At 67.3% G+C, this 26,109-nt stretch carries 22 protein-coding genes; 18 read left to right on the top strand and 4 right to left on the bottom strand.

Translation table 11 applies throughout. The features are described from left to right. Window positions 1-5 precede the first annotated feature (5 nt). Window positions 6-1,067, top strand: coding sequence for an alpha/beta fold hydrolase (locus tag WS87_RS12230; RefSeq protein WP_059815967.1), 1,062 nt, complete (start codon window positions 6-8; stop codon window positions 1,065-1,067). A gap of 25 nt (window positions 1,068-1,092) precedes the next feature. Here WS87_RS12230 and WS87_RS12225 read toward each other — a convergent pair whose 3' ends face one another. Continuing rightward, a complete protein-coding gene (locus tag WS87_RS12225; RefSeq protein WP_059815963.1) occupies window positions 1,093-2,091 on the bottom strand; it encodes an LLM class flavin-dependent oxidoreductase in 999 nt (332 codons plus the stop codon). A 642-nt stretch (window positions 2,092-2,733) separates the two neighbouring features. On the opposite strand from WS87_RS12225, the gene hpnI reads away from it, so the two are divergent. The 16 genes from hpnI (at window position 2,734) to WS87_RS12135 (ending at window position 20,988) form a co-directional block, all read left to right on the top strand. After that, complete coding sequence (gene hpnI / locus WS87_RS12220; protein ID WP_059815960.1) at window positions 2,734-3,909, top strand: bacteriohopanetetrol glucosamine biosynthesis glycosyltransferase HpnI; 1,176 nt, start codon at window positions 2,734-2,736, stop codon at window positions 3,907-3,909. 166 nt (window positions 3,910-4,075) lie between these two features. After that, entirely contained in the window at window positions 4,076-5,518 is a 1,443-nt protein-coding gene (gene hpnJ, locus WS87_RS12215) for a hopanoid biosynthesis associated radical SAM protein HpnJ (RefSeq protein WP_306426965.1), read from the top strand. Window positions 5,519-5,521: 3 nt separating this feature from the next. Beyond that, window positions 5,522-6,406 carry a hopanoid biosynthesis-associated protein HpnK gene (gene hpnK / locus WS87_RS12210; RefSeq protein ID WP_059815958.1) on the top strand — a complete coding sequence of 295 codons (885 nt, stop codon included), beginning with the start codon at window positions 5,522-5,524 and terminating at the stop codon, window positions 6,404-6,406. Continuing rightward, complete coding sequence (locus WS87_RS12205; RefSeq protein WP_059816389.1) at window positions 6,403-7,443, top strand: lysylphosphatidylglycerol synthase domain-containing protein; 1,041 nt, start codon at window positions 6,403-6,405, stop codon at window positions 7,441-7,443. Before hpnK ends, WS87_RS12205 begins: the two co-directional genes overlap by 4 nt. A gap of 87 nt (window positions 7,444-7,530) precedes the next feature. Beyond that, window positions 7,531-8,088, top strand: coding sequence for a hypothetical protein (locus WS87_RS12200; RefSeq protein ID WP_059815955.1), 558 nt, complete (start codon window positions 7,531-7,533; stop codon window positions 8,086-8,088). 265 nt (window positions 8,089-8,353) lie between these two features. Next, the gene (locus tag WS87_RS12195) at window positions 8,354-9,043 is read left to right on the top strand and encodes an ABC transporter permease (RefSeq protein ID WP_059815953.1); all 690 of its coding nucleotides are present in this window, start codon (window positions 8,354-8,356) and stop codon (window positions 9,041-9,043) included. Continuing rightward, window positions 9,040-9,753 carry an ABC transporter permease gene (locus WS87_RS12190; RefSeq protein ID WP_059447650.1) on the top strand — a complete coding sequence of 238 codons (714 nt, stop codon included), beginning with the start codon at window positions 9,040-9,042 and terminating at the stop codon, window positions 9,751-9,753. Before WS87_RS12195 ends, WS87_RS12190 begins: the two co-directional genes overlap by 4 nt. Before the next feature lie 21 nt (window positions 9,754-9,774). Then, the gene (locus WS87_RS12185; RefSeq protein ID WP_059815950.1) at window positions 9,775-10,575 is read left to right on the top strand and encodes an ABC transporter ATP-binding protein; all 801 of its coding nucleotides are present in this window, start codon (window positions 9,775-9,777) and stop codon (window positions 10,573-10,575) included. 21 nt (window positions 10,576-10,596) lie between these two features. Beyond that, window positions 10,597-11,640, top strand: coding sequence for a GlxA family transcriptional regulator (locus WS87_RS12180; protein ID WP_059815947.1), 1,044 nt, complete (start codon window positions 10,597-10,599; stop codon window positions 11,638-11,640). Between the two features lie 941 nt (window positions 11,641-12,581). Beyond that, complete coding sequence (locus WS87_RS12170; RefSeq protein WP_059815944.1) at window positions 12,582-13,814, top strand: aspartate aminotransferase family protein; 1,233 nt, start codon at window positions 12,582-12,584, stop codon at window positions 13,812-13,814. Between the two features lie 30 nt (window positions 13,815-13,844). Then, window positions 13,845-14,912 (top strand): arginine/ornithine succinyltransferase subunit alpha, encoded by a 1,068-nt coding sequence (gene aruF / locus WS87_RS12165; RefSeq protein WP_059815941.1) that lies wholly within the window; start codon window positions 13,845-13,847, stop codon window positions 14,910-14,912. Further along, window positions 14,909-15,955, top strand: coding sequence for an arginine N-succinyltransferase (gene astA / locus WS87_RS12160; protein ID WP_059815938.1), 1,047 nt, complete (start codon window positions 14,909-14,911; stop codon window positions 15,953-15,955). Before aruF ends, astA begins: the two co-directional genes overlap by 4 nt. Before the next feature lie 7 nt (window positions 15,956-15,962). Next, window positions 15,963-17,426, top strand: coding sequence for a succinylglutamate-semialdehyde dehydrogenase (gene astD, locus WS87_RS12155; RefSeq protein ID WP_059815935.1), 1,464 nt, complete (start codon window positions 15,963-15,965; stop codon window positions 17,424-17,426). 14 nt (window positions 17,427-17,440) lie between these two features. Next, window positions 17,441-18,781, top strand: a complete 1,341-nt coding sequence (astB, locus tag WS87_RS12150) for an N-succinylarginine dihydrolase (protein ID WP_059815932.1) — start codon at window positions 17,441-17,443, stop codon at window positions 18,779-18,781. Window positions 18,782-18,788: 7 nt separating this feature from the next. Next, window positions 18,789-19,838 (top strand): succinylglutamate desuccinylase, encoded by a 1,050-nt coding sequence (gene astE, locus WS87_RS12145; protein WP_179952343.1) that lies wholly within the window; start codon window positions 18,789-18,791, stop codon window positions 19,836-19,838. Between the two features lie 355 nt (window positions 19,839-20,193). After that, window positions 20,194-20,988 (top strand): ABC transporter substrate-binding protein, encoded by a 795-nt coding sequence (locus WS87_RS12135; protein ID WP_059467138.1) that lies wholly within the window; start codon window positions 20,194-20,196, stop codon window positions 20,986-20,988. Between the two features lie 70 nt (window positions 20,989-21,058). On the opposite strand, the gene WS87_RS12130 is transcribed toward WS87_RS12135, so the two are convergent. Both WS87_RS12130 and cdpA read right to left on the bottom strand, forming a co-directional pair. Further along, on the bottom strand, window positions 21,059-22,570 hold the full coding sequence (locus WS87_RS12130; protein ID WP_059815926.1) for an HDOD domain-containing protein: 1,512 nt from the start codon (window positions 22,568-22,570) through the stop codon (window positions 21,059-21,061). Between the two features lie 27 nt (window positions 22,571-22,597). Continuing rightward, the gene (cdpA, locus tag WS87_RS12125; RefSeq protein WP_208456480.1) at window positions 22,598-24,337 is read right to left on the bottom strand and encodes a putative bifunctional diguanylate cyclase/phosphodiesterase; all 1,740 of its coding nucleotides are present in this window, start codon (window positions 24,335-24,337) and stop codon (window positions 22,598-22,600) included. A 279-nt stretch (window positions 24,338-24,616) separates the two neighbouring features. On the opposite strand from cdpA, the gene WS87_RS12120 reads away from it, so the two are divergent. Then, entirely contained in the window at window positions 24,617-25,168 is a 552-nt protein-coding gene (locus WS87_RS12120; RefSeq protein WP_059523629.1) for a peroxiredoxin, read from the top strand. A 93-nt stretch (window positions 25,169-25,261) separates the two neighbouring features. Here the strand turns inward: WS87_RS12120 and WS87_RS12115 are convergent, their stop codons facing one another. Further along, complete coding sequence (locus tag WS87_RS12115) at window positions 25,262-25,891, bottom strand: SDR family oxidoreductase (protein ID WP_059815920.1); 630 nt, start codon at window positions 25,889-25,891, stop codon at window positions 25,262-25,264. Window positions 25,892-26,109: the final 218 nt, after the last annotated feature.

Genomic DNA, 26,109 nt, shown 5'->3' with positions numbered 1-26,109 from the left:
TCGCCATGCCTTCGATTTGCAAGATGTTGTCCCTCGCGCGCGCCGCCGTGCTCGGCGCGGGTGTCGCTGCCGCATGCGCGACGCCAGCCGCGGCCGCCGTCCCGGCGCCGGCCGGTAACGACGGGCCCGTGTACGGCCCCCGCCTGGAAGGCTTCGCCTATCCGGAGCCGGTGCACCGCTATGCGTTCGTGTCCCAGCGCGAAACCCTCGAGATGATGTACATGGACGTGCAGCCGGCGCACCCGAACGGCCGCACCGTCGTGCTGCTGCACGGGAAGAACTTCTGCGCGGCGACGTGGGAGGACACGATCGGCGTGCTGAGCCGCGCCGGCTATCGCGTGATCGCGCCGGACCAGATCGGCTTCTGCAAATCGTCGAAGCCCGAGCGCTACCAGTTCAGCTTCCAGCAGCTCGCGCGCAACACGCATGCGCTGCTCGAGTCGATCGGCGTGAAGTCGGCGACGATCGTCGGCCATTCGACGGGCGGGATGCTCGCGATGCGCTACGCGCTGATGTACCCGAAGGCGACCGAGCAGCTCGTGCTGGTGAACCCGATCGGCCTCGAGGACTGGAAGGCGCTCGGCGTGCCGCCGCTGTCGGTCGACTACTGGTATGCACGCGAGCAGAAGACGACGGCGGACGGCATCCGCCGCTACGAGCAGGCGACCTACTACGCGGGCAAGTGGGCGCCGTCCTACGAGCGCTGGGTGCAGATGCTCGCCGGCATGTATCGCGGTCCGGGCCGCGACGCGGTCGCGTGGGACTCCGCGCTGATCTACGACATGATCCTCACGCAGCCGGTGGTCTACGAACTCGGCGCGATCCGCGTGCCGACGCTGCTGCTGATCGGCGACAAGGACACGACCGCGATCGGCAAGGACGTGGCGCCGCCCGACGTGCACGCGAAGCTCGGTCGTTACCCGGAGCTCGCAAAACGCACGCAGGCGGCGATTCCCGGCGCGCAGCTCGTCGAATTCCCGGCGCTCGGGCACGCGCCGCAGATCCAGGACCCGGACGCGTTCCACAAGGCGCTGCTCGAAGGCATGGAGGCGGTGCACCCGCAGTGACGCCTGCACGGGCGCACCCGCCCGGTCAGCGGGTTTCGTTCGCGAGTTCGTCGCGGATCTGTGCCGCCAGTTCGAACGAGCGCACCCGCGCGGCGTGATCGTAGATCTGCGCGGTGATGATCACCTCGTCCGCGCCCGTTTGTGCGATCCGGTCGCGCAGCTTGTCGCGCACTGTGTCGCGCGAGCCGACGGCCGCGAACGACAGCGCGTGCGCGACGTTCGCGAGCTCGAACTCGCTCGCCTCGAGCGTGTCGACGGGCGGCGGCAGCTTGCCCGGCGTGCCGCGGCGCAGGTTGATGAACTGCTGCTGCAGCGATGTGAAGAGGCGCCGCGCCTCGTCGTCGGTATCGGCCGCGAACACGTTGACCCCGACCATCGCATGCGGTTTCGGCCACGCGGCCGACGGCCGATACTGCGCGCGATAAAGCTCGAGCGCGCGCATCAGATAGTCCGGCGCGAAGTGCGACGCGAATGCGAACGGCAGCCCGAGCATCGCGGCGAGCTGCGCGCTGAAGAGGCTCGAACCCAGCAGCCACACGGGCACGTCCAGCCCCGCGCCGGGCACCGCGCGCACGCGCTGGCCGGGCACCGGTTCCGCGAAGTAGCGCTGCAGCTCGGCGACGTCGTCCGGAAACGCGTCGGCGCTGCCGATCAGGTCGCGGCGCAGCGCGCGCGACGTGGTCTGGTCGGTGCCGGGCGCGCGGCCGAGCCCGAGGTCGATGCGCCCCGGATACAGCGACGCGAGCGTGCCGAACTGCTCCGCGATCACGAGCGGCGGGTGGTTCGGCAGCATGATCCCGCCCGAGCCGACGCGGATCGTCTTCGTCGCGCCCGCCACGTGACCGATCACGACGGCGGTCGCCGCGCTCGCGATGCCCGGCATGTTGTGATGTTCGGCGAGCCAGTAGCGCCGGTAACCGAGACGCTCCGCGTGCTGCGCGAGATCGACGGTGTTGCGGAACGCCTGGGCGGCGTCGGCGCCGGCGGGAATGGGGGCGAGATCGAGTACGGAAAACGGAATCATGGGGTGGCCTTCGAAGGGGAGGGGCGCGGTGATGCGCATGCGCAACAGATGCCGACGATTTTGCCAAAGGGTTCCGGAACGCGCTGGCGACGCACGGATACCCATGAGCCTTTCAGGGGTGCAAGGTACGGTCTGGGGATTGTTGCAGAAATCAACCCAATCTCGGAATAATTACCAATCTTTACCGCGATTGGGCATGTCTTCGCATCGACGCACAAATTTCCACGAAACGTTTGATTTTCAAGACTGCAATATGCCTGCAAAGCGCTTACGCTAACGTGAACGAGGTGGTATCAGAATGGTTCGTCGGCCGCACAGCTTTGCCGAAATTGCACCAGTCCGTTTCGCGAGGCGTCCGAGCGCGGGGCGGCGCGGGCTGATAAAATCCGGCGCCTGCCCATGTTGTGCCGATGGTAGCCATTCGAATCTTCCCGCATCCCGTCCCGGGCATTGCGCGAGGATATGCCACGCGAAGCCGGGCATGGCCGCCTTCGGGGACCGGGCCGTGCCTCCCCATTACACAGACGCTGCTGGAACAAGGAGTCGGGTCGTGCCCGCGTTCGTTGCTGTCGGAATATCCAATCACGTTCAACCCGGTTCGATCGATCGGCAGGGCGCGCGCGTTGCCGGAGAGCGTCGCGCATGACGCCGGCCGTCACGTTGCTGGACTGGCTCCTGACGGTGTTTACGCTGGCCGCGGCCGGCTATGCGCTCGTCGCCGCGTTCGCGCCGCGTCCGCGCACGCCGCGCACCGCCGCGCGCGACGGCTTCGAGCCCGTCAGCGTGCTCAAGCCGCTGTGCGGCGCGGAGCCGCACCTGTACGAGAACCTCGCGACGTTCTGCGAGCAGCGCCACCCGCGCCATGAAGTGCTGTTCGGGGTCGCGTCGGCGGCCGATCCGGCCATCGCCGTGGTCGAGCGGCTGCGCGCCGATTATCCGGAATGCGACATCACGCTCGTGGTCGACGCGCGCGTGCACGGCAAGAACCTGAAGGTCAGCAACCTGATCAATCTGGCCGAGCGTGCGAAGTACGGTCGCATCGTGATCGCGGACAGCGACATCGCGGTGCAGCCGGATTATCTGGAGCGCGTGACGGCGCCGCTCGCCGACGCGTCGGTCGGGGTCGTCACGTGCCTGTATCATGCGCGCAGCGTCGGCGGGTTCTGGACGCGGATCGGCGCGCAGTTCGTCGATGCCTGGTTCGCGCCGTCGGTACGGATCACGCACCTCGGCCGCTCGAGCCGCTTCGGCTTCGGCGCGACGCTCGCGCTGACGCGCGACACGCTCGACCGGATCGGCGGCTTCATCACGCTGAAGGACGAACTGGCCGACGATTTCTGGCTCGCCGAGCTGCCGCGCCGCCTCGGGCGGCGCACCGTGCTGTCCGAGGTCGAGGTCGCGACCGACGTGATCGAGCCGTCGTTCGGGCCGCTCTGGCACCGCGAGACGCGCTGGCTGCGCACGATCCGTTCGCTGAATCCGGCCGGCTTCGCGTTCCTGTTCATCACGTTTACCGTACCGTGGCTCGCGATCGGCGCGGCACTGGCACTGCGTCTCGACGGCACCGTCGCCGGCACGCTGGCGGGTGGCGCGGCCGTCGTGGGCGCGTTCGGGCGGCTCGTGCTGCACGCGCGCGGCGAGGACGGCTGGCGCGCGTTCTGGCGCGATCTGCCGCTCGTCGCGGTGCGCGACACGCTGCTCGCGCTCGAATGGCTCGCGGCCGCGTTCGGCACGCACGTCGTGTGGCGTGGCGCGAGGATGACGGTCGTCGGCGGCGAACGCGCGACGGCGGCGGTGGAAGGCGGGGACGGCCGCTGAGGTGTGTTCCCCGAGGGAGCCGGCCATGCGCCCGGCCCCGATCGAATCCGGCCCGAAGGCCGAGACGCGCCGCGCGGCAACGCCGCGCGACGCGACATGACAGAGAGGCGGGCGCCGGCAGGGCGGCCCGCGGTTGATTGACTGAATCGTTGAAACGAATCGAACTATGCAGGCTACCGGAGCATTCATGAAAACGCTGTTCTTGCAGGCCCCTTCGTATGACGGCTTCGACGGCGGAGCCGGCTCGCGCTACCAGGCGAAGCGCGAAATCCGTTCCTTCTGGTACCCGACGTGGCTCGCGCAGCCGGCCGCGCTCGTGCCGGGCAGCCGCGTCGTCGACGCGCCGGCCGACGGCCTGTCGGTCGAAGAGACGCTGAAGATCGCCAATGACTACGACCTCGTGATCATCCACACGAGCACGCCGTCGTTCCCGACCGACGCGATGTTCGCGCAGGATCTCAAGAAGATGAAGCCGTCGATGCTGGTCGGCATGGTGGGCGCGAAGGTGATGGTCGATCCGCACAACTCGCTCACGGCGAGCGAGGCGATCGACTTCGTGTGCCGCGAGGAATTCGACTACACCTGCAAGGAAATCGCCGAAGGCAAGCCGTTCCCCGAGATCAAGGGCTTGAGCTGGCGCGCGAAGGACGGCTCGATCGAGCACAACGAAGCGCGTCCGATCCTCGAGAACATGGACGAACTGCCGTTCGTCGCGCCCGTCTACAAGCGCGACCTGAAGATCGACAACTACTTCATCGGCTATCTGAATTACCCGTACGTCTCGATCTATACGGGCCGCGGCTGCAAGTCGCGCTGCACGTTCTGCCTGTGGCCGCAGACGGTCAGCGGCCATCGCTACCGCACGCGCTCGGTCGAGAACGTGCTCGCCGAAGCGAAGTGGATCCGCGACAACATGCCGGAAGTGAAGGAACTGATGTTCGATGACGACACCTTCACCGACGACCTGCCGCGCGCCGAAGCCATCGCCATCGGTCTGGGCAAGCTCGGCATGACGTGGTCGTGCAACGCGAAGGCGAACGTGCCGTACAAGACGCTGAAGGTCATGAAGGAAAACGGCCTGCGCCTGCTGCTGGTCGGCTTCGAATCCGGCGACGACCAAATCCTCGTGAACATCAAGAAGGGCGTGCGCACCGATTTCGCGCGCCGCTTCAGCGCGGACTGCAAGAAGCTCGGCATCAAGATCCACGGCACCTTCATTCTCGGCCTGCCGGGCGAGACGCAGGAAACCATCAAGAAGACGATCGAGTACGCGAAGGAAATCAATCCGCATACGATCCAGGTGTCGCTCGCCGCGCCGTATCCGGGCACGACGCTCTACAAGCAGGCCGTGGAAAACGGCTGGATGGAAGAGAACAAGACCATCAACCTGGTGAGCAAGGAAGGCGTGCAGCTCGCGGCGATCGGCTACGCGCACCTGTCGCGCGACGAGATCTATCACCACCTCGAGCAGTTCTATCGCCAGTTCTACTTCCGTCCGTCGAAGATCTGGGAGATCGTCCGCGAGATGCTGACGAGCTGGGACATGATGAAGCGCCGTCTGCGCGAAGGCGTCGAATTCTTCCGCTTCCTGCGCGCGCACGAGGCCTGATTCGTGACGACGCAGCGGGCGGCGCGGGCGCTGATCTTCACCGCGGACGACTTCGGGCTGCACCCGCGCGTCAACGCGGCGGTCGAGCGCGCGCATCGCGACGGCGTGCTGAACGCCGCGAGCCTGATGGTCGGTGCGCCCGCGGCGCAGGATGCGATCGAACGCGCGCGGCGGCTGCCGTCGCTCGCGGTCGGCCTGCACCTCGTTCTCGCGGACGGGCCGGCCACGCTGCCCGCGCATGAAATTCCCGCGCTCGTCGGCCCCGACGGGCGGTTCGGCGATGCGATGGCGAAGGACGGCTGCCGCTTCTTCTTCCTGCCGCACGTGCGTGCGCAGCTGCGCCGCGAGATCCGCGCGCAGTTCGATGCGTTCGCGGCGAGCGGCCTGCCGCTCGACCACGTGAACGCGCACAAGCATTTCCACCTGCATCCGACCGTGCTGTCGATGATCATCGAGATCGGCCGCGACTACGGGCTGCGCGCGGTGCGGCTGCCGTACGAAACGCGCGCGCCCGCGCTGCTCAAGCCGTGGATCGCGCTGGTGCGCGCGCGGCTCGACCGCGCGGGGCTCGCGCATAACGATTATGTGGTCGGGATCGAGCATACGGGCGCGATGGACGAGGCCGTGCTGCTCGACGCGCTCGCGGCGCTGCCGCCCGGCGTCGGCGAGATCTACTGTCATCCGGCGGAAGCGGGCGACGGCCCGATCACGCCGACGATGGCCGATTACCGCCCGGTCGACGAACTGGACGCGCTGCTGTCGCCGCGCGTCGCGGCTGCGCTGAAGGCTGCGGGCGTCGCGACCGGCGGTTTTGCCGACGTGTTCGGCCAGCCGGCGGCGCGGTGCGGCACGCGAGCGTCGCGCGAAGCGGGGGCGCAGCCGTCATGACCAGGTGGATCAAATGGCTCGGCTGGCCGATCGGCATCGGGATCCTGCTCGCGCTCGGTTTGCACGAAGGTATTGGCGACGTGACGCAGATGCTCGAGCGCGCCGGTTTCGCGCTGCTCTGGCTCGTGCCGTTCCACGCGCTGCCGTTGCTGCTCGACGCGTACGCGTGGCACCAGCTGCTCGACCGTCGCGCGTCGCTGTCGTTCCTGTGGTGGGTCGCGACCGTGCGCGAAGCCGTGAACCGGCTGCTGCCGGTGGTCGGGATCGGCGGCGAGCTGGTCGGGATCCGGATGGCCCGCTGGCAGGTGCCCGACGCGAGCCGCGTGACCGCGTCGGTGATCGTCGAGGTGCTGGTGACGATCGTCGTCCAGTATGCATTCGCCGCGCTCGGCCTCGTGCTGCTGCTCGCGACGACGCACGACATGGGCGGCGGCACGATCGGCCTCGCGCTGCTGCTGACGCTGCCGCTGCCGGTGCTCGGCGTCGTGCTGATGCGTCGCGGCGGGATCTTCCATGCGATCGAGCGGTTCGCGGGGCGTCTGCTCGGCGATTCGCACCGGTTGCTGCAGGGCGTCGACGGCCGCCGTCTCGATGGCGACATCGACGCGCTGATGTCGCGCACGGCGCTGCTGTTCAGCGCGTTCTTCTGGCAGTTGTCCGGCTACGTGCTCGGCGCGCTCGAAATCTACTGGGCGCTCGCGCTGCTCGGCCATCCGGTATCGATCGGCAGCGCGATCGCCATCGAGGCGATGACGCAGGCCGTGCGGCATGCGGCGTTCATGGTGCCGGGCGGCCTCGGCGTGCAGGAGGCGACCGTCGTGCTGCTCGCGCAGATGTTCGGCGTCGATCGCGAGACGGCGCTGTCGCTCGCGCTGGTCAAGCGCGGCCGCGAGGTGCTGTTCGGCTGCCTGGCGCTCGGTTCGTGGCAGCTGGCCGAACTGGTGCGCACGCGCCGCCGGATCAAGGCGACGCCAGCCGGGGCGCGCACCCCGCAGGCACGCCGCGAGGCCGAGGTGCAAACCGAAACGATGCAGTGAACACGAGACGGGCCGCGCGCCCGTCTCGCGCTTTTGGCGTTGCACGGGTATCCTTGCCGCGTGTTTTCTCGACGCGCATTTCTTCCGATGATTTTCCGTTTCCGGCTGCTTCCCGTGACGATGCTGGCCGCCGCGCTGGCGTTGACCGGCTGCGACGACAAGCAAGGCAATCTCGACGTGCAACGTATCAGGGACTTTTTCAACGCGATCAAGCCAGCGCCGCTGCTGCTCAAGGGGCTGAAGGCCGGCGTATCGACCGAAGCCGACGTGCGCGCCACGATGGGCAAGCCGGAGACCGAGCGCGCGTTCACCGACGGCTCGAAGCGTCTCGAATATCCGCGCGGCCCGATGGGCAACCAGACCTGGTTCGTCGACCTCGACGCGAGCGGGCACTACACGGGCGCGACGCAGGTGCTGACCGCCGAGAACTTCGCGAAGGTGCGTCCGGGGATGACCGAGGACGAGGTGCGGCGCCTGCTCGGCAAGCCGGGCGACATCGCGCAGTACCCGCTGAAGCCCGAGATCGTGTGGAGCTGGCGGTGGCTCGAGGACGGCGTAAACACCGACGCATTCTTCAACGTTCATTTCGGCCCGGACGGGCTTGTCTATACGACTTCGCGCTCCGACATCCTGAAGGGGCGGTGAGACCACCCGCGGCGCTATATCGAAAAAGCGACCGGAAAATTGCAAAAAGTCCGCTTCCCTGCGTGTCATCCGACTGTCAGGAAGCGGCTTTTTTCCTTTTGAAACAGTGGCGTAGGTCTTGCCTGCAAATGGTGCGACGAATTGCTGCGACGCAGCAATCACGCGCACGGTGATTTGAGGCAATCAATTTCGCTTGCGACTATCCGCGTCAGCCCGGCGCGGGAAGGTATGCGTGCCGGTGTTCATATCAACACTGGAGACGCGCGTGTTCCTTTACGGCTTTGGTCCTGTCCTCTGGGCCGGCACCGTGCAGACCATCGAGCTGTCGGTGCTGTCGCTCGCCGCTGCGGTGGCGCTGGGGCTGATCGGCGCGGTGGCGAAGCTGTCGCACAACCGGGTGCTGCGAGCGATCGCGACCGGTTATACGACGCTGATCCGCTCGGTGCCCGATCTCGTCCTGATGCTGTTGCTGTTCTACAGCATCCAGATCTGGCTGAATCAGTTCACCGACCTCGTCGGCTGGGACCAGATCGACATCGATCCGTTCGTCGCCGGCGTGCTGACGCTCGGCTTCATCTACGGCGCGTACTTCACCGAGACGTTCCGCGGGGCGTTCCTGTCGGTGCCGCGCGGCCAGCTCGAGGCCGGCGCGGCGTACGGGATGAGCGGGATGCGCGTGTTCGTGCGGATCATGTTTCCGCAGATGATGCGTTTCGCGCTGCCCGGCATCGGCAACAACTGGCAGGTGCTCGTGAAGGCGACCGCGCTGGTGTCGATCATCGGTCTCGCGGACGTCGTGAAGGCCGCGCAGGACGCCGGCAAGAGCACGTTCAACATGTTCTTCTTCATCCTCATTGCGGCGCTGATCTACCTCGCGATCACGACCGTTTCCAACCTCGTGCTGATCCAGCTCGAGAAGCGTTATTCCATGGGCGTGCGGCACGCAGAACTATGATCGAGATCCTCCAGGAATTCGGCCAGGCGTTCCTTTACTGGGACGGCCAGCGCCTCTCCGGCCTTGCGGTGACGCTGTGGCTGCTCGTCGCGTCGATTTCGCTCGGCTTCGTGTGCGCGGTGCCGCTCGCGGTCGCGCGCGTGTCGAAGAAGAAGTGGCTGTCGATGCCGGTGCGGTTCTACACGTACGTGTTCCGCGGCACGCCGCTCTACGTGCAGCTGCTGCTGATGTACACGGGCATGTACAGCCTCGAGTTCGTGCGGTCGCACTCGCTGCTCGACGCGTTTTTCCGCAGCGGCTTCAATTGCGCGATTCTCGCGTTCGCGCTGAACACCTGCGCGTACACGACCGAGATCTTCGCCGGCGCGATTCGCGCGATTCCGCACGGCGAGGTCGAGGCGGCACGTGCGTACGGGATGTCGCCGTTCACGATGTACCGCCGGGTGATCCTGCCGTCGGCGCTGCGCCGCGCGCTGCCGCTGTACAGCAACGAGGTGATCCTGATGCTGCATGCGACCACCGTCGCGTTCACGGCGACCGTGCCCGACATCCTGAAGGTCGCGCGCGACGCCAATTCCGCGACCTACATGGCGTTCCAGTCGTTCGGAATCGCCGCGCTGATCTATCTTGCGGTATCGTTCGCACTCGTCGCGGCATTTCGCCGGGCGGAGCGCCACTGGCTCGCGTATCTCGCGGCCGGCCGTCATTGATTTCACTTCGAGGAGAGCCAGTTGGCCGAGATCACTCAAACGAGCGCGTCCGCTTCCGTCAAGCTTGCCGCCGTCGACATTCACAAGCGCTACGGCGATAACGAGGTGCTCAAGGGCGTGTCGCTGAACGCGAAGGCGGGCGACGTCATCAGCATCATCGGCGCGAGCGGTTCGGGCAAGAGCACGTTCCTGCGCTGCATCAATTTTCTCGAGCGGCCGAATGCGGGGCAGATCGTCGTCGACGGCGAGGCCGTGCGCACGAAGACCGACCGCGCCGGCGCGCTCGAGGTGGCCGATCACAAGCAGTTGCAGCGCATCCGCACGAAGCTCGCGATGGTGTTCCAGCACTTCAATCTGTGGGCGCACATGAACGTGCTCGAGAACGTGATGGAAGCGCCGCTGCACGTGCTTGGTATTTCGAAGAAGGAAGCCGAGGAGCGTGCGCGCGAGTACCTGGAGAAGGTCGGTTTGCCGCCGCGCGTCGAGAAGCAGTATCCGTCGCATCTGTCGGGCGGCCAGCAGCAGCGTGTCGCGATCGCGCGGGCGCTGGCGATGCATCCCGACGTGATGCTGTTCGACGAGCCGACTTCGGCGCTCGACCCGGAACTGGTCGGCGAAGTGCTGAAGGTGATGCAGAAGCTGGCCGAGGAAGGCCGCACGATGATCGTCGTCACGCACGAGATGGGCTTCGCGCGCAACGTGTCGAACCACGTGATGTTCCTGCATCAGGGGCGGACCGAGGAAGAGGGCGATCCGAAGGAGGTGCTGGTGCGTCCGCAGAGCGAGCGTCTGAAGCAGTTCCTGTCGGGCAGTCTCAAGTAACGCGAAAGGCGGGTTTCATACGTGGTACCGGTGTCTCGTCCCGCAGGCGCCACCCGCACGACGCAGGTGGCGATCGTTGCATTGCCGCCCGTGTCGATGTCGGGTGTGGGTCCGATCGTCGATGCGTTGCATCTCGCGAACGAGATCGACGGGCGCTTGCTGTATCGCTGGCAGGTGTGTTCGTGGGACGGGCGGCCGGTGCCGCTCGCCGGCGGTGCGCAGTGGCATGCCGATGCGGCGTTCAACGATGCGATCGCGTGCGACTGGCTGATCGTCGTGTCTGAGCGGTTTCAGCAGTTTGCGGACTATCGGTTGTTTCTCGCGAGTCTCGCGCGGGTCGGGCAGCGCACGCCGGTTGTGACCGGGATTCACCACGGCGTGTGGTGGCTCGCGATGGCCGGGCAGCTTTCCGGATATCGCGTGAGCGTGAACTGGGAGACGTATCAGCAGTTCGCCGAACAGTTCGAGCGGTCGATCGTCACGCAGCAGATCTTCGAGATCGATCGCGATCGGGCGACGTGTGCGGGCGGGCAGGCGACCGTCGATTTCATGCTGGCCATGATCGGCCGGGAACACGGGGCGGATCTGGGTGAGCGCATTGCCGATGCGCTCGGGGCCGGCACGCTGCGCAGCGGCGAGGAGCGGCAGCGGATTCCTTTCGTGACCGCGCCGGGCGAGCGGCATCCTCGGCTGAACGATGCGTTGCTGTTGATGGAAGCCAATGTCGAGGATCCCTTGACGACCGATGAGATCGCCGGGCTCGTGGGCGTTTCCCGGCGGCAGCTCGAAAGGCTTTTTCGCCAGTATCTCGGGGCGATGCCCTCGAAGTATTACCTCAATCTCCGGTTGCTCAAGGCCAGGACCCAGTTGCAGCGGACCAGCAAGTCGGTGGTTCAGGTCAGTCTCGCTTGCGGGTTCTCTTCTGCTGCGCATTTTTCCAACGCTTATCGCGAGCGGTTTGGTGTGACGCCTCGGGAAGATCGGCGAGCGTGGCTCGAGAAGCAGACCGGCGGGGGTAGTGAGCCTCGTGGGGGGGCGCTGGTCGAGCGTGGTGCCAAGGATTGAGGTTTTTGCGGTGCGCGGTTTGTTGGCGTGAAGCACCTGGGGGCGTGTCGGTCTATTAGCGTCGCCCCTGCGCGGGGCGGCGGTTACTTTTCTTTGTCTTGCCAAAGAAAAGTAACCAAAAGAAAGGCGCTCGGATAACGCATGACTTCCCGGTGCCATAGCCATCAAAGTGGCCCTCGCTTAAGTGTCCGCGCCAGGCGGGAACCCGGAGTGGTTCGAGCAATGGGTCTGACATCACTCACCACCACACGGAGTGGTATACCGCCCGCTAGCTCCATCCTCGCTTCGCTCGGCTGCAAGGTTCTTCAGCCGCAATTCATGGGCGCGCGCGTCATCAGGAACGCCCACTGATCAGTTCGCCGAATCAGTGAGGCTCCGCTGCATAGCGACGACAAATTCGATTTATTGGATCAATGTGCTACCCACCACGATTCTGGAAAACATTCGTCCAACCGCGTTGAAAAGGGGATGGGTGGACCTGTCGGCCGAGCGAAGCGAGGACGGAGCCAGCGGGCGGTATACCGCTCCGTGGGGTGGCGAGTGATGTCAGACCCATTGCTCGAACCACTCCGGGTTCCCGCCTGGCGCGGACACTTAGGCGAGGGCCACTTGGATGGCCACGGCACCGGGAAGTCATACGTTATCCGAGCGCCTTTCTTTTGGTTACTTTTCTTTGGCAAGACAAAGAAAAGTAACCGCCGCCCCGCGCAGGGGCGACGCTGATAGACCGACACGATCCCAGGTGCTTCACGCCAACCGCGGGCGCACCAGCAAACGACCCCAAATAACGCGCACGCCAAAACCAAGCTCCCGCCGGGAAGGCAAAATAAGCCGAACAATCCGCTTCCGATAGAACCCGTCGCAAATCCGCAAGACGCTTGCGTCACCCTTACCTAAACTTGATCCTGTTGAACCCTCTTACGAAACCGAAAGGAACGACCATGACGACCTCGACCGTGACCCGCCAGACATTCGACGAAGTGATGGTGCCGGTATTCTCCCCCGCGCCGTTCGTGCCGGACCGTGCAGAGGGCTCGCGCGTGTGCGACACGGCCGGCCGCGAATACGTGGATTTCGCCTGCGGCATCGCTGTGACGTCGCTGGGCCACGGCCACCCGGAACTGCTGAAGGTTCTGGACGAACAAGGCCGCAAGCTCTGGCACATCGGCAACGGTTACACGAACGAGCCGGTGCTGCGCCTCGCGAAGCGCCTCGAATCGCTGACCTTCGCCGACCGCGCGTTCTTCGCGAACTCGGGCGCCGAAGCGAACGAAGCTGCCCTGAAGCTCGCACGCCGCGTCGCATTCGACCGCCACGGCGCCGACAAATACGAAATCGTGTCGTTCGTCCAGTCGTTCCACGGCCGCACGTTCTTCACGGTCAGCGTCGGCGGCCAGCCGAAATATTCGGAAGGCTTCGGCCCGGTGCCTGAAGGCATCAAGCACCTGCCGTTCAACGACATCGAAGCCGCCAAGGCCGCGATCGGCCCGCAAACCTGCGCGGTGATCGTCGAGCCGGTGCAGGGCGAAGGCGGCGTGATCCCGGCCGATCCGGCCTTCCTGAAGGCACTGCGCGAAGCCTGCGACGCCAACGACGCACTGCTGATCTTCGACGAAGTGCAAACGGGCGTCGGCCGCACGGGCCAGTTCTACGCGTACATGGACACGGGCGTCACGCCGGACATCCTCACGACCGCGAAGGCGCTCGGCAACGGCTTCCCGATCGGCGCGATGCTGACGACGAACGAACTGGCCGCGCACTTCAAGGTCGGCGTGCACGGCACGACGTACGGCGGCAACCCGCTCGCGTCGGCGATCGCGGACAAGGTCGTCGAACTGATCGGCGACCCGGCACTCCTCGAAGGCGTGCGCGAACGCAGCGTGCGACTGAAGGGCGCGCTGGAACGCATCAACGCACGCTTCGGCATTTTCAAGGACGTCCGCGGCAAGGGCCTGCTGGTCGGCGCGGAACTCACCGCCGCATTCGACGGCCGCGCGAAGGACTTCGTCACCGCCGCCGCCGAGAACGGCCTGATCATGCTGATCGCCGGCCCGAACGTGCTGCGCTTCGTCCCGTCGCTCGTGATCCCGTTCGACCTGCTCGACGAAGGCGTGAAGCGCTTCGAGAAGGCGGTCGAGCAGGTGCTCGCGGCCCAGGAAGCCACCGCGCGCTGATCGGCGCACCCATCGCAGACAGGAACGACGATGCTATTTGTTCGCCCCGGCAAACTCACGGATCTCGATGCGCTCGCGCACATGGCGCGCACCGCGCAGCCGGTCCTGCACTCGCTGCCGCACGATCGCGCGGCGCTCGAAGCGCGCGTGGCGCTCTCCGAGGATTCGTTTCGCGCGGACGTCGATTTCGCCGGCGAGGAGTTCTACCTCTTCGTGCTCGAGGATTCGTCGACGGGAAAGCTGCTCGGCACGGCGAGCATCGTGGCCGCGGCCGGCTACTCGGAACCGTTCTACGCGTTCCGCAACGACGCACTGATCCACGCGTCGCGCGAGCTGCACGTGAACCGCAAGATCCACGCGCTCACGATGTCGCACGAGCTGACCGGCAAGAGCCGGCTGGCCGGCTTCTACGTCGATCCGTCGCTGCGCGGCGACGCGGCCGCGCACCTGATCTCGCGCGCGCGGATGATGTACATCGCCGCGAACCGCCGCCGCTTCACGCCGGAAGTGTTCACGCTGCTGCTCGGCGTGAGCGACGGCACGGGCGCATCGCCGTTCTGGGAAGCGGTGGGCCGCAAGTTCTTCGGCCGCAACTTCACCGACGTCGACATCGCGTCGGGCGGCCGCAGCCGCACGTTCATCGCGGAAGTGATGCCGGCGTATCCGCTCTACGTGCCGCTGCTGCCGGAAGCCGCGCAGCGCGTGCTCGGCGAGCCGAACGAATCGGCGCTGCTCGCGTATGACATCCATCTCGAGGAAGGCTTCGAGCCGGACCGTTTCGTCGACATCTTCGACGCGGGCCCGGTGTTGACCGCGCAGGTCGACCGCACCGCGTGCGTGAAGCACGGCGCGGAGCGCGTCGTGCGCGAGGCCGCGCACCAGCGGGGCGACGTCGCATACATGGTGTCGACCGGCAGCGGCGAATCGTTCCGCTGCGTGCTGGCCGACCTGCCGGGCGACACGGCCGACGCGCGGGGCGCCCATGCGCCGCTGGCCGGTGACGTGCGCGCGGCGCTCGATGTGAAGGAGGGGGACGTCGTGCGCTGCGTGCCGCTGCACCGCCGCGACGATGAAGACATGAAGGGAGACGCAGCATGATCGTCGTTCGGGTCGTACAAACGGGCGACGTCGACGCGCTCGTATCGCTCGCGAAGGAAACCGGGCCGGGCCTGACCACGTTCAAGCCCGATCGCGACGCGCTTGCCGCGCGCATCGAACGCACGCGCCGCACGCTCGACGGCGAGGCGGCGCCGGGCGAAGCCGGCTACTTCTTCGTGATGGAAGAATCGAAGACGGGCGACATCGCGGGCGTGTGCGGGATCGAGTCGCAGGTCGGCCTCGAGCAGCCGTTCTACAACTATCGCGTGAGCACGGTCGTGCATGCGAGCCAGGAGCTCGGCGTGTGGACGCGGATGCACGCGCTGAACATCTCGCACGACCTGACGGGCTATGCGGAAGTGTGCTCGCTGTTCCTGAGCCCGCGCTATCGCACGGGCGGCGTCGGTGGCCTGCTGTCGCGCTCGCGCTTCATGTTCATCGCGCAGTTCCGCGACCGCTTTCCGGAACGCATCTGCGCGGAGCTGCGCGGCCACTTCGACGACGACGGCACGTCGCCGTTCTGGCGCGCGGTCGGTTCGCACTTCTACCAGATCGATTTCAATGCGGCCGACTACCTCAGCTCGCACGGCCGCAAGTCGTTCCTCGCGGAACTGATGCCGCGCTATCCGGTGTACGTCGACCTGCTGCCGCAGGACGCGCAGGACGCGGTCGGCCTCACGCACCGCGACACGCTGCCGGCCCGCAAGATGCTCGAGGCGGAAGGGCTGCGCTACCAGAATCACGTCGACATCTTCGACGCGGGCCCGGTGCTCGAATGCCACGTCAACGACCTGCGCACGGTGCGCGAAAGCGTCGTCGTGCCGGTCGCGATCGGCGAGCCGGACGTCGGAGACGATGCGCCGGGCGGCCATTCGCCGAAGTCGCTTGTGTCGAATACGTCGCTCGGCGATTTCCGCGTCGGCGTCGCGCCGGGCGTGGTCGTGAATGGTGCGTTCGTGCTGTCGGCCGACGATGCCGCCGCGCTCGACGTGAAGGCCGGCGATCCGGTTCGCGTGCTGCCGCTCAAAGTCAAACAGGGATAAACGAATCATGACGGAACTCTTCATCGACGGCGCCTGGGTCGCAGGCTCGGGCCCCGTCTTCGCTTCGCGCAACCCGGGCACCGACGCGATCGCATGGCAGGGCGGCAGTGCATCGGCGGCCGACGTCGACCGTGCGGTCGCGAGCGCGCGTCGCGCATTCGCCGGCTGGTCGGCACTCGACTTCGAATCGCGCTGCGCGATCGTCAAGCGCTTCGCGGCGCTGCTCACCGAGCGCAAGGAAGCGATCGCCACCGCGATCGGCCGCGAGACGGGCAAGCCGCTGTGGGAAGCGCGCACCGAAGTCGCGGCGATGGCCGCGAAGGTCGGCATCTCGATCCAGGCCTACCAGGAACGCACCGGCGAGAAGCGCCAGGACATGGCCGACGGCGTCGCGGTGCTGCGCCATCGTCCGCACGGCGTCGTCGCGGTGTTCGGCCCGTACAACTTCCCCGGCCACCTGCCGAACGGCCATATCGTGCCGGCGCTGATCGCGGGCAACACGGTCGTGTTCAAGCCGTCGGAGCTCGCACCGGGCGTCGCGCGCGCGACGGTCGAGGTGTGGCAGGAGGCCGGGCTGCCGGCCGGCGTGCTGAACCTCGTGCAGGGCGAGAAGGACACGGGCATCGCGCTCGCGAATCATCGGCAGATCGACGGGCTGTTCTTCACCGGCAGCTCGGACACCGGCACGCTGCTGCACAAGCAGTTCGGCGGCCGTCCGGAAATCGTGCTCGCGCTCGAGATGGGCGGCAACAACCCGCTCGTGATCGGCGAAGTCGAGGACATCGACGCGGCCGTGCATCACACGATCCAGTCGGCGTTCCTGTCGGCCGGCCAGCGCTGCACGTGCGCGCGCCGCATCTTCGTGCCGCAGGGCGCGTTCGGCGACCGTTTCCTCGCACGTTTGGCCGACGTCACGTCGAAGATCACGGCCGACGTGTTCGACGCCGATCCGCAGCCGTTCATGGGCGCGGTGATCTCGGCCCGCGCGGCCGCGAAGCTCGTCGACGCGCAATCGCGCCTGATCGAGCAGGGCGCGAAGCCGATCATCGCGATGACGCAGCGCGATCCGCGCCTGGGTTTCGTGAACGCGTCGATCATCGACGTGACCGGCGTGGCGAACCTGCCCGACGAAGAGCATTTCGGCCCGCTCGCGCAGATCGTCCGCTACGCGACGTTCGACGAAGCGATCGAGCGCGCGAACGACACGGCGTTCGGCCTGTCCGCCGGCCTGCTGGCAGACGACGCGAAGGCATGGGATCACTTCCGCCGCACGATCCGTGCAGGGATCGTCAACTGGAACCGCCCGACCAACGGTGCATCGTCCGCCGCGCCGTTCGGCGGCACGGGCCGCTCGGGCAACCATCGGCCGAGCGCGTACTACGCGGCCGACTACTGCGCGTATCCGATGGCGTCGGTGGAAAGCGCCGAATTGACCTTGCCCGCGAGCCTGTCGCCGGGCCTGCATTTCTGATCGAGGGAACGACGATGAACGCACAAGAAGCCAATTTCGACGGACTCGTCGGCCCGACCCACAACTACGCCGGGCTGTCGTTCGGTAACGTGGCGTCGCTCAACAACGAGAAGTCGGCCGCGAACCCGAAGGCCGCCGCGAAGCAGGGGCTGCGCAAGATGAAGCAGCTCGCGGATCTCGGTTTCGCGCAAGGCGTGCTGCCGCCGCAGGAGCGCCCGTCGCTGCGCCTGTTGCGCGAGCTCGGCTTCTCCGGCAAGGACGCGGACGTGATCGCGAAGGCCGCGAAGCAGGCGCCCGAATTGCTCGCCGCGGCGAGCTCGGCGTCGGCGATGTGGACCGCGAATGCGGCGACCGTCAGCCCGTCGGCCGACACGAGCGACGGCCGCGTGCACTTCACGCCGGCCAACCTGTGCAGCAAGCTGCATCGCGCGATCGAGCACGAGGCGACGCGCCGCACGCTGTCGACGCTGTTCGCCGATCCCGCGCACTTCGCGGTGCACGAGGCGCTGACGGGCACGCCGGCACTCGGCGACGAGGGAGCCGCGAACCATACGCGCTTTTGCGCGGAATACGGCCAGCCGGGCGTCGAGTTCTTCGTGTACGGCCGCGCGGAATACCGCCGCGGCCCGGAGCCGAAGCGCTTCCCGGCGCGCCAGACCTTCGAGGCGAGCCGCGCGGTCGCGCATCGCCACGGTCTCGCCGAAACGGCGACGGTCTATGCGCAGCAGGATCCGGACGTGATCGATGCAGGCGTGTTCCACAACGACGTGATCTCGGTGGGCAACCGCGACACGCTGTTCACGCACGAGCGTGCGTTCGTCAACAAGCAGGCGATCTACGACACGCTGACGGCCACGCTCGACGCGCGCGGCGCGCGGCTGAACGTGATCGAGGTGCCCGAAGCGGCCGTGAGCGTGAACGACGCGGTGACGTCGTATCTGTTCAACAGCCAGCTGCTGTCGCGCGCGGACGGCTCGCAGGTGCTCGTCGTGCCGCAGGAATGCCGCGAGAACGCGAACGTCGCCGCCTATCTGGATCAGCTCGCGGCCGGCAACGGCCCGATCCGCGACGTGCTTGTGTTCGACCTGCGCGAAAGTATGAAGAACGGCGGCGGCCCCGCGTGCCTGCGCCTGCGCGTCGTGCTGAACGAAGCCGAGCGTGCGGCCGTCACGTCGAACGTGTGGATCAACGACACGCTGTTCGCGTCGCTCGACGCGTGGATCGAAAAGCATTACCGCGATCGTCTCGCCCCGGAAGACCTCGCCGATCCGACGCTGCTCGACGAATCGCGCACGGCGCTCGACGAGCTCACGCAGATCCTGCGTGTCGGGTCGCTGTATGACTTCCAGCGCTGAGTCCCGCATGCCGGCCGCCGCGCTGCTCGACGACTTCCTCGCGTTCACGCTCGCGGGCGACGCGCCGCCCGTGAAGGACGGCACGTGCGCGGACGGTGCGGTGCGCTGGCAATGGCTCGGCGACGGGCTGCTCCAGCTCGAGCCGGCGTTGGCCGACGGGGCCGGCGACGCGGCGAGCGTGCTCATGTCGGCCGGCGTGCATGGCGACGAGACCGCGCCGATCGAGCTGCTGTCGATGCTCGTGCGCGATCTCGCGGCGGCCACGCTGCCGCTCGCGTGCCGATTGCTCGTCGTGCTCGGCAACGTGCCGGCGATGCGCGCGGGCGAACGCTATCTCGACGACGACCTGAACCGCCTGTTCAGCGGCCGCCACACGCAAGTGCCCGCGAGTCGCGAAGCGCCGCGCGCGGCGCAGCTCGAAGCGGCGGCCGCCGCGTTCTTCGCGGCCGCGCCGGCGGGCGGCGCGCGCTGGCACGTCGACATGCACACGGCGATCCGCGCATCGGTGTTCGAGCAGTTCGCGCTGCTGCCGCACACGGGCACGCCGCCGACCCGCGCGATGATCGAATGGCTCGGCGATGCGCGCATCGCGGCCGTGCTGCTGCATACCGCGAAGGGCAATACGTATTCGCATTACACGGCCGAGCATTGCGGCACGCTCGCATGCACGCTCGAACTCGGCAAGGTGCGGCCGTTCGGCCAGAACGATCTGTCGCGCTTCGCGCCGGCGGACCGCGCGGTGCGCAAGCTCGTCTCGGGCGCGTGGGGCGGCCATCCGTCGCGCGACGTCGACCATCCGCCGTTGCCGCGCGTGTTCACCGTGATCGACCAGATCACGAAGCAGAGCGACGCGCTCGAATTGTTCGTCGCGGCCGACGTCGCGAACTTCACCGCGTTCGCGCGCGGCACCGTGCTCGCGCAGGACGGCGACTATCGCTACACGGTGCAGCACGACGAGGAGCGCATCGTGTTTCCGAATCCGACCGTGAAGCCGGGTTTGCGCGCGGGCCTGCTCGTCGTCGACACGACGCGCGAGACGCTCGCCGCACTCGTCTGACAAAAAAACGGTTGCGCGCGGCTACGGTGATCCGTCGCCCGCGCATCGTCCCGCGGCATCCCCGAATTGCGTCGACGCACGCATGCCGCGCAGACGGCCCGCGCGTCGCGCCTTGCGTATTTGCGACATCGTCTTGCAAGTTCGACGGCGCATCCGGCCGTCATCGCGCATGCAGCGCAGCATCGTGCGCCGGCGGCCGCTTTGCCGTATCGGGCCGCGCGGATTGGTACAATCGCGGCCTTGCGGCTGTTGCGCCGCATCAAGGCACGGTATCGGCATTGTCGTTGTCATCCGACCCTGCAATGATGCATGTGCCCGTAGTTCCGGAACATTCGAGTATCGAGGAGAACACCTGATGAAGTTGGATTGGCGTAAAGTGGCCGCGCATGCGGTAGTGGCGGCATCGGCCGTGGCGGCAGGCAGCGCGATGGCTGCGGATCTGAAGGAGATCCGGTTCGGCGTCGAGGCCTCGTACGCGCCGTTCGAATACAAGACGCCCGACGGCAAGCTGACCGGCTTCGACATCGACATCGGCAACGCGGTGTGCGCGAAGCTGAAGACGAAGTGCGTGTGGGTCGAGAACGACTTCGACGGCCTGATCCCCGCGCTGCAGGCGCGCAAGTTCGATGCGATCAACTCGGACATGACGATCACCGACCAGCGCAAGCACGCGATCGCGTTCACCGATCCGATCTACACGATTCCGAACCAGCTGATCGCGAAGCAGGGCAGCGGCCTGCTGCCGACCCCGCAAGCGCTGAAGGGCAAGCGGGTCGGCGTGCTGCAGGGCACGATCCAGGAAGCGTACGCGAAGAAGAAGTGGGCGCCGGCCGGCGTCGACGTCGTACCGTACCAGACGCAGGACCTGGCCTACGCCGACCTGAAGTCGGGCCGTCTCGACGCGACGTTCCAGGATTCGGAAGCGGGCTCGAAGGGTTTCCTGTCGAAGCCGCAAGGCCAGGGCTTCGGCTTCGCCGGTGGCACGGTGAGCGATGCGGAGATCCTCGGCTCGGGCGTCGGTTTCGGCCTGCGCAAGAACGACGCGGCGCTGAAGACGGCGCTCGATCAGGCGCTGAAGGAACTGAAGGCCGACGGCACGATCGACAACCTCGCGAAGAAATACTTCAGCGTGCCGGTCACGCTCAAGTAAGCGTTTCGATCCGTCGCACCATGCAGCCGGCCGCTTTCGCGGCCGGTTTGCTTTTGGGGCGCCGCTTGCGTTACGCGGGGAAGAACCGCCCCAGTTCGCGCGCGAGCTCGTTGAGCACGCTCATCTCCTGCTGCGTGATCTTGCGCGCCGGCTGCGCACCGGCCCAGTCGCCGTACAGCAGGCCGACGGTCTTCGTGCCGACGCGCACCGGCAGCAGCACGAACGCGCGCGTGTCGGGAAGCGCATCGAGATACCACGCGGGCAGGCGCTTCACCATCTTCGGGTCCTGCGCCTGCTCGATGAAGATGCCGACCGAGTTCGTGATCGCGAGATGGAACACGTCCGGCTCGAAGCGCTCGTCGAAGCACAGGCGGTCGAGCGCCGCGTCGACGTCCGGGCCGAAGCCGAGCCGCGCGGCGAACGCGCCGTCGTCACGGCGCACGAACATCACGGTGCGCGTGAACGCGAGGCCCGCCAGCAGGCTTTCCGACGCGAGCGCGAGCACCGGCGTCAGCACATGTTCGGACGGCAGCGCGCGGAGGTCAGCGAGACCGGCTTCGAGGCATGCCTCGGGCTCGGGCTGCGCCCGCGCGATCGCGTCGGCGTTCGCGCGCAGCTCGACGATCTCGCGCATCACGGTGTCGCTCGCTTCCTCGCGTGCGAGTCGGTCGGCGATTTCCACCAGCGCGCCGGCGTCGATGTCCAGTTCCTGCTCGTAGTGCTGCGCGAGCACCGCGATATGCGCATCGCGCTGCGGGCCCGCGGGCATCGCGAGCGCACCGGCGACGTCGGTCGAGCAACGGCTCACCGCGCGCAGCCAGCGCACGCGCTCGGGGCTGTCGTCGGCGCAGGCGTCGCGGGGCCGCTGGCGGTCTTCGTCGATGTCGTCCTCGTCGGCGCTGGCCGCGTGTGCGCTGCCGCCGTCGCCGTCGGCCATGCCGGCGCGGATCACGTCAGGCAGCCGCCAGCTCGCGGCGGCCTCGAGACCGATCTCGTCGAAGCCGACGCCCAGCACGTCGACGCACGCGGCCGCTTCGTCGCCGTTCAGCTCGGCGGCGCGGCGGCGGATCCGGTCCCATTCGCTGTCGAGATAGCAGACCACCAGCAGCTTGCCGACCTGACGCATCAGCGTGCAGACGACGGCTTCCTCGCCGCCGCGCAACTCGGCATGCTCGGTCAGCTTGCGGGCGACGCAGCCGGACAGCAGCGCGCGGTTCAGCTCGAGCTTCGCGTCGATGCGGCGCGGGGTGCTGTGGTGGAAATGGTCGACCAGCTTGAGTCCGACGACGAGATGGCCGACGGTGTCCATGCCGAGCACCATCAGCGCCCGCGTGACGGTCGTGATGTTGCCGCCGAACGCCATGTACATCGCGGAATTGGCGAGCCGCAGGACTTTCTGCGTGAGCGCGAAATCCGACAGCACGACGCGCACGAGCGCGGTGAAGTCGAGATCGTCGTTCTTCATCGCGGCCATCGTCGCGCGCAGCGACTCCGACAGCAGCGGGAAGTCGCCCCGTTCGTTCATCCGGGCCCACAGCTTGTCGAGCAGCGCCGTGCGGGGCAGGTGTGCGGTGATTGACATACGGATCTATCCGGTTCGCCGCGCGCGTCAGGCGGCGTGCAGGCGCAGCTGCTGCGCCTCGAAGCGCCGCGCGAGCTCCTCGGACGGCAGCGCCTGACAGACGAGCCAGCCCTGGATGTGGTTGCAGCCCATCTCGGTCAGCAGCTCGCGCTGCGCCTCGGTCTCGACGCCTTCCGCGACGAGCTCGAGATCGAGCGTTTGCGCGAGGCCGACCACCGCCGACACGATCGCGCGATCGTTGCGCGACGTCAGCAGGTTCTCGACGAAGCTGCGGTCGATCTTCAGCTTCGCGAGCGGGAAGCGCTGCAGGTACGCAAGGCTCGAATAGCCGGTACCGAAATCGTCGATCGCGAAGCGGATGCCGAGCGCGGTCAGCTCCTCCAGCAGCCCCTTCGCCTGCACGGGGTCGTGCATCAGCAGGCTTTCGGTGATTTCCAGCACGATGCGGCGCGGGTCGATGCCCGTCAGCGCGATCGCCTCGCGCACGCTCTGCGTGAAGCGTGGGTCGCGGAACTGCTGCGGCGACACGTTGACCGCCACGTACTGCAGCGCGAGCCCCTGGCGATCCCAGGCGACGAGCTGCATGCACGCGGCCTTGAGCACCCAGTTGCCGAGATAGTTGATGAGGCCGATCGATTCGGCGAGCGGAATGAAGGTCGCCGGGGGCACGAGGCCGTGCACCGGATGGCGCCAGCGGATCAGCGCCTCCACGCCGTCCACCGTCCCCGACTGGCTGCGCGTGATCGGCTGGAAGTGCAGCGAAAACTCGCCGTTGCGCACGCCGTCGTACAGGTCGGCCTCGAGCTTCAGCCGTTCCGCGTCGGCCGGATCGTCGACCGGTTCATGGAACGCGAGCGCATTGCCGCCGGACGCCTTTGCCTGCGCGAGCGCATGGTCGGCGCGGCGCAGCAGCGGGCTGTGATGCTGGGCGCGATGGGGCGCGGCGCGCTCGTCCGGGTACAGCGCGATGCCGATGCTCGCGGACAAGTGGACGGTCTGCCCCTGGTACGCGTAAGGTTCGCGCACCGCGGCCTGCAGCCGGCGCGCGAGCGCGTCGGCGGCATTGCTCGCGCGCGTGCGGTCCGGCGCGGTGAACACGATCGCGAACTTGTCGCTCGCGACGCGCGCGAGCTGTTCGCCGGGTGCGACGAGCGCCTGCAGCCGCTGCGCGGTGTCGCGCAGCAGCGTGTCGCCGGCGTCGTAGCCGAGCGCGCGGTTGATGCGCTGGTAGTCGTCGAGGTCGAGCAGCAGCAGCGCCGCGCAGGTGCCGCTTTCGTCGGCGGCCTGCTGCGCGCGCATCAGCGCGGGCACGAGCGCGGACAGATTGTCGAGCCCCGTCATCGGATCGTGGTGCATCTCGTACGTCAGGCGCGCCTCGAGCGCGCGCCAGGCCGACACGTCGAACGCCGCGATCGCGAAGCCGTCGACGCCGTGGTGGCGGCTCTTGAACGCGCGGATCTCGACGTCGAGCGGGTAGGTGAGCGACTTGACGATGCACATCGTCGCCTTCTCGACCTGGCCGGAACGCGCGGCGCGCGCAAGCAGGCCTTCGAGCACCGAGGTATCCTGTTCCGCGATCAGGTCGCGCAGCGTCAGCGTGTGCAGGTAGTCGCGGTGATAACCGATGAAGCGCAGGCTCGCGTCGGACACGTACAGAAAGCGCAGCTCGCGGTCGACATGGGCGAGGAAATCCACCGTGCCGACCGTCTGTTCCAGCCAGTTGCGCACGGTGTCGTCGCGGCGCGGCGCACCGGCGCGCGCAGGCATCAGCGCGCCGCCCGACCAGGCGAAGCGGCGCAGCGTATGCAAGGCATTGCGCCAGGAGCCCTTGCGTGGCGTCTGTTTCCTGTTGGCTTCCATGTATCTCGCTGACGTGAAGGGCTGGAACCGGCTGTCCGGAAGGAATAACGGCAGACTGCGCGGAATCTTTAACCGGCCGGCCGCGGCTGGCGCTGCGGCCGGGCCGGGTCGTGCACACCGGCGTTCGACAGGCGAACGCCGGTATGGCCTACATCGAGGCTGACTTTATAAGAAATGAGGACGCAGATGAAGCGAAAACTGTTGGTGGGCGGCGCGGCGGCGCTGCTGGTGGCCGGCCATGCGCTGGTCGCGCAGGCGCAACTGAAGCCGGGCGACGCGGCGCCCGACTTCACGACGCAGGCGTCGCTGGGCGGCAAGACTTACACGTACTCGCTGGCCGATGCGTTGAAGCACGGCCCGGTCGTGCTGTACTTCTACCCGGCCGCGTTCACGAAGGGTTGCACCATCGAGGCGCATGCGTTCGCGGATGCCGTGGATCGTTACAAGGCTTACGGCGCGACGGTGATCGGCGTATCCGCGGACAACATCGACACGCTGACGAAGTTCTCGGTGAGCGAGTGCCGCAGCAAGTTCCCGGTCGCGGCCGATCCGGACGCGAAGATCATCCGCGAATACGACGCGAAGCTGCCCGCGCTCGATCGGGCGAACCGCGTGTCCTACGTGATTTCGCCGGAGGGGAAGGTGCTGTACGAATACACGAGCCTGTCGCCCGACAAGCACGTCGAGAACACCCTCGGCGCGGTGAAGGCGTGGGCTGACGCGCATCCGAAGCAGTAAGCCGGAGGCAGCAAGCGCGCAGTAAAGCGGCCCGCATCGCGGGCCGCCGGCACGACGAGAACGCGCCGCCCGGGCGGGCGGCGCAGGCGTGCGTTACGCGCGCAACGCCTGTTCGATCGGCACGCTGCCGCCGACGAAGCCGATGACCTTGCGCGAAATGCCGAGCTTGATCGCCTCGATCGCGGCCCATGCGACATCCTGGCGTGACACCGGCGGCGCCGGGTCGAGCGGCTCCTCGGTCAGCGCGATCTTGCCGACGCCCGGGCCGTCTGCGAGCGGGCCGGGGCGCAGGATCACGTAGTCGATGCCCGATGCGATCACGCGGTCGTCGCCTTCGCGCTTCATCCGCGAATAGTGGCGCAGCGCGTCGCCGCTGCGCTCCGGCCAGTACGCGCTCAGCGAACTGATCACGACCAGCTTCTGCACGTTGTAGGCGAGCGCATGCTCGGCCGTGCGCGCGACCGCGTCGCGGTCGATCTGCTCCTCTTCGGCGGCGCCTTCCGATTCCGCCGAGCCGGCCGCGTAGATCACGTGCGTGATGCCCTGGAACGCGTGCGAGAAATCGCCCGTCAGATCGGCCTCGACGACCTTCGCGCCCGGCAGCGCATAGCCGTGCCGGCGCACCAGCGCAGTCACCTCGAATTCCGGCTGCTCGAGCAGCAGATCCGCGCAGGCTCGACCCGTGCGGCCGGTCGCGCCAATCAGCAATACCTTCGTCGTCATGAAACCGCTCCTTGCGCGATGCGTCATCCTCCCAGATAGGGACGGACGACCGATACTCAAGTGTATGTCGATTTGGGGAGGCGGCGCGCGGGTAATTGGGGCTGTACCGCTCCGTAACGGCCGGCGCGGCACCCCGTTATCCGCGCGGTCGCGCGCATGGATGGCGGAATCGACCCGCCGACCGGCTATCATGTGCGCGATGCATTTTTCGCCGCTAC

The sequence above is a fragment of the Burkholderia sp. MSMB0856 genome (assembly GCF_001524645.2).
Lineage (GTDB): Bacteria > Pseudomonadota > Gammaproteobacteria > Burkholderiales > Burkholderiaceae > Burkholderia > Burkholderia diffusa.
Note: the sequence above shows the minus strand (reverse complement) of the source record. Positions and strands in the feature narration are given on the sequence as shown.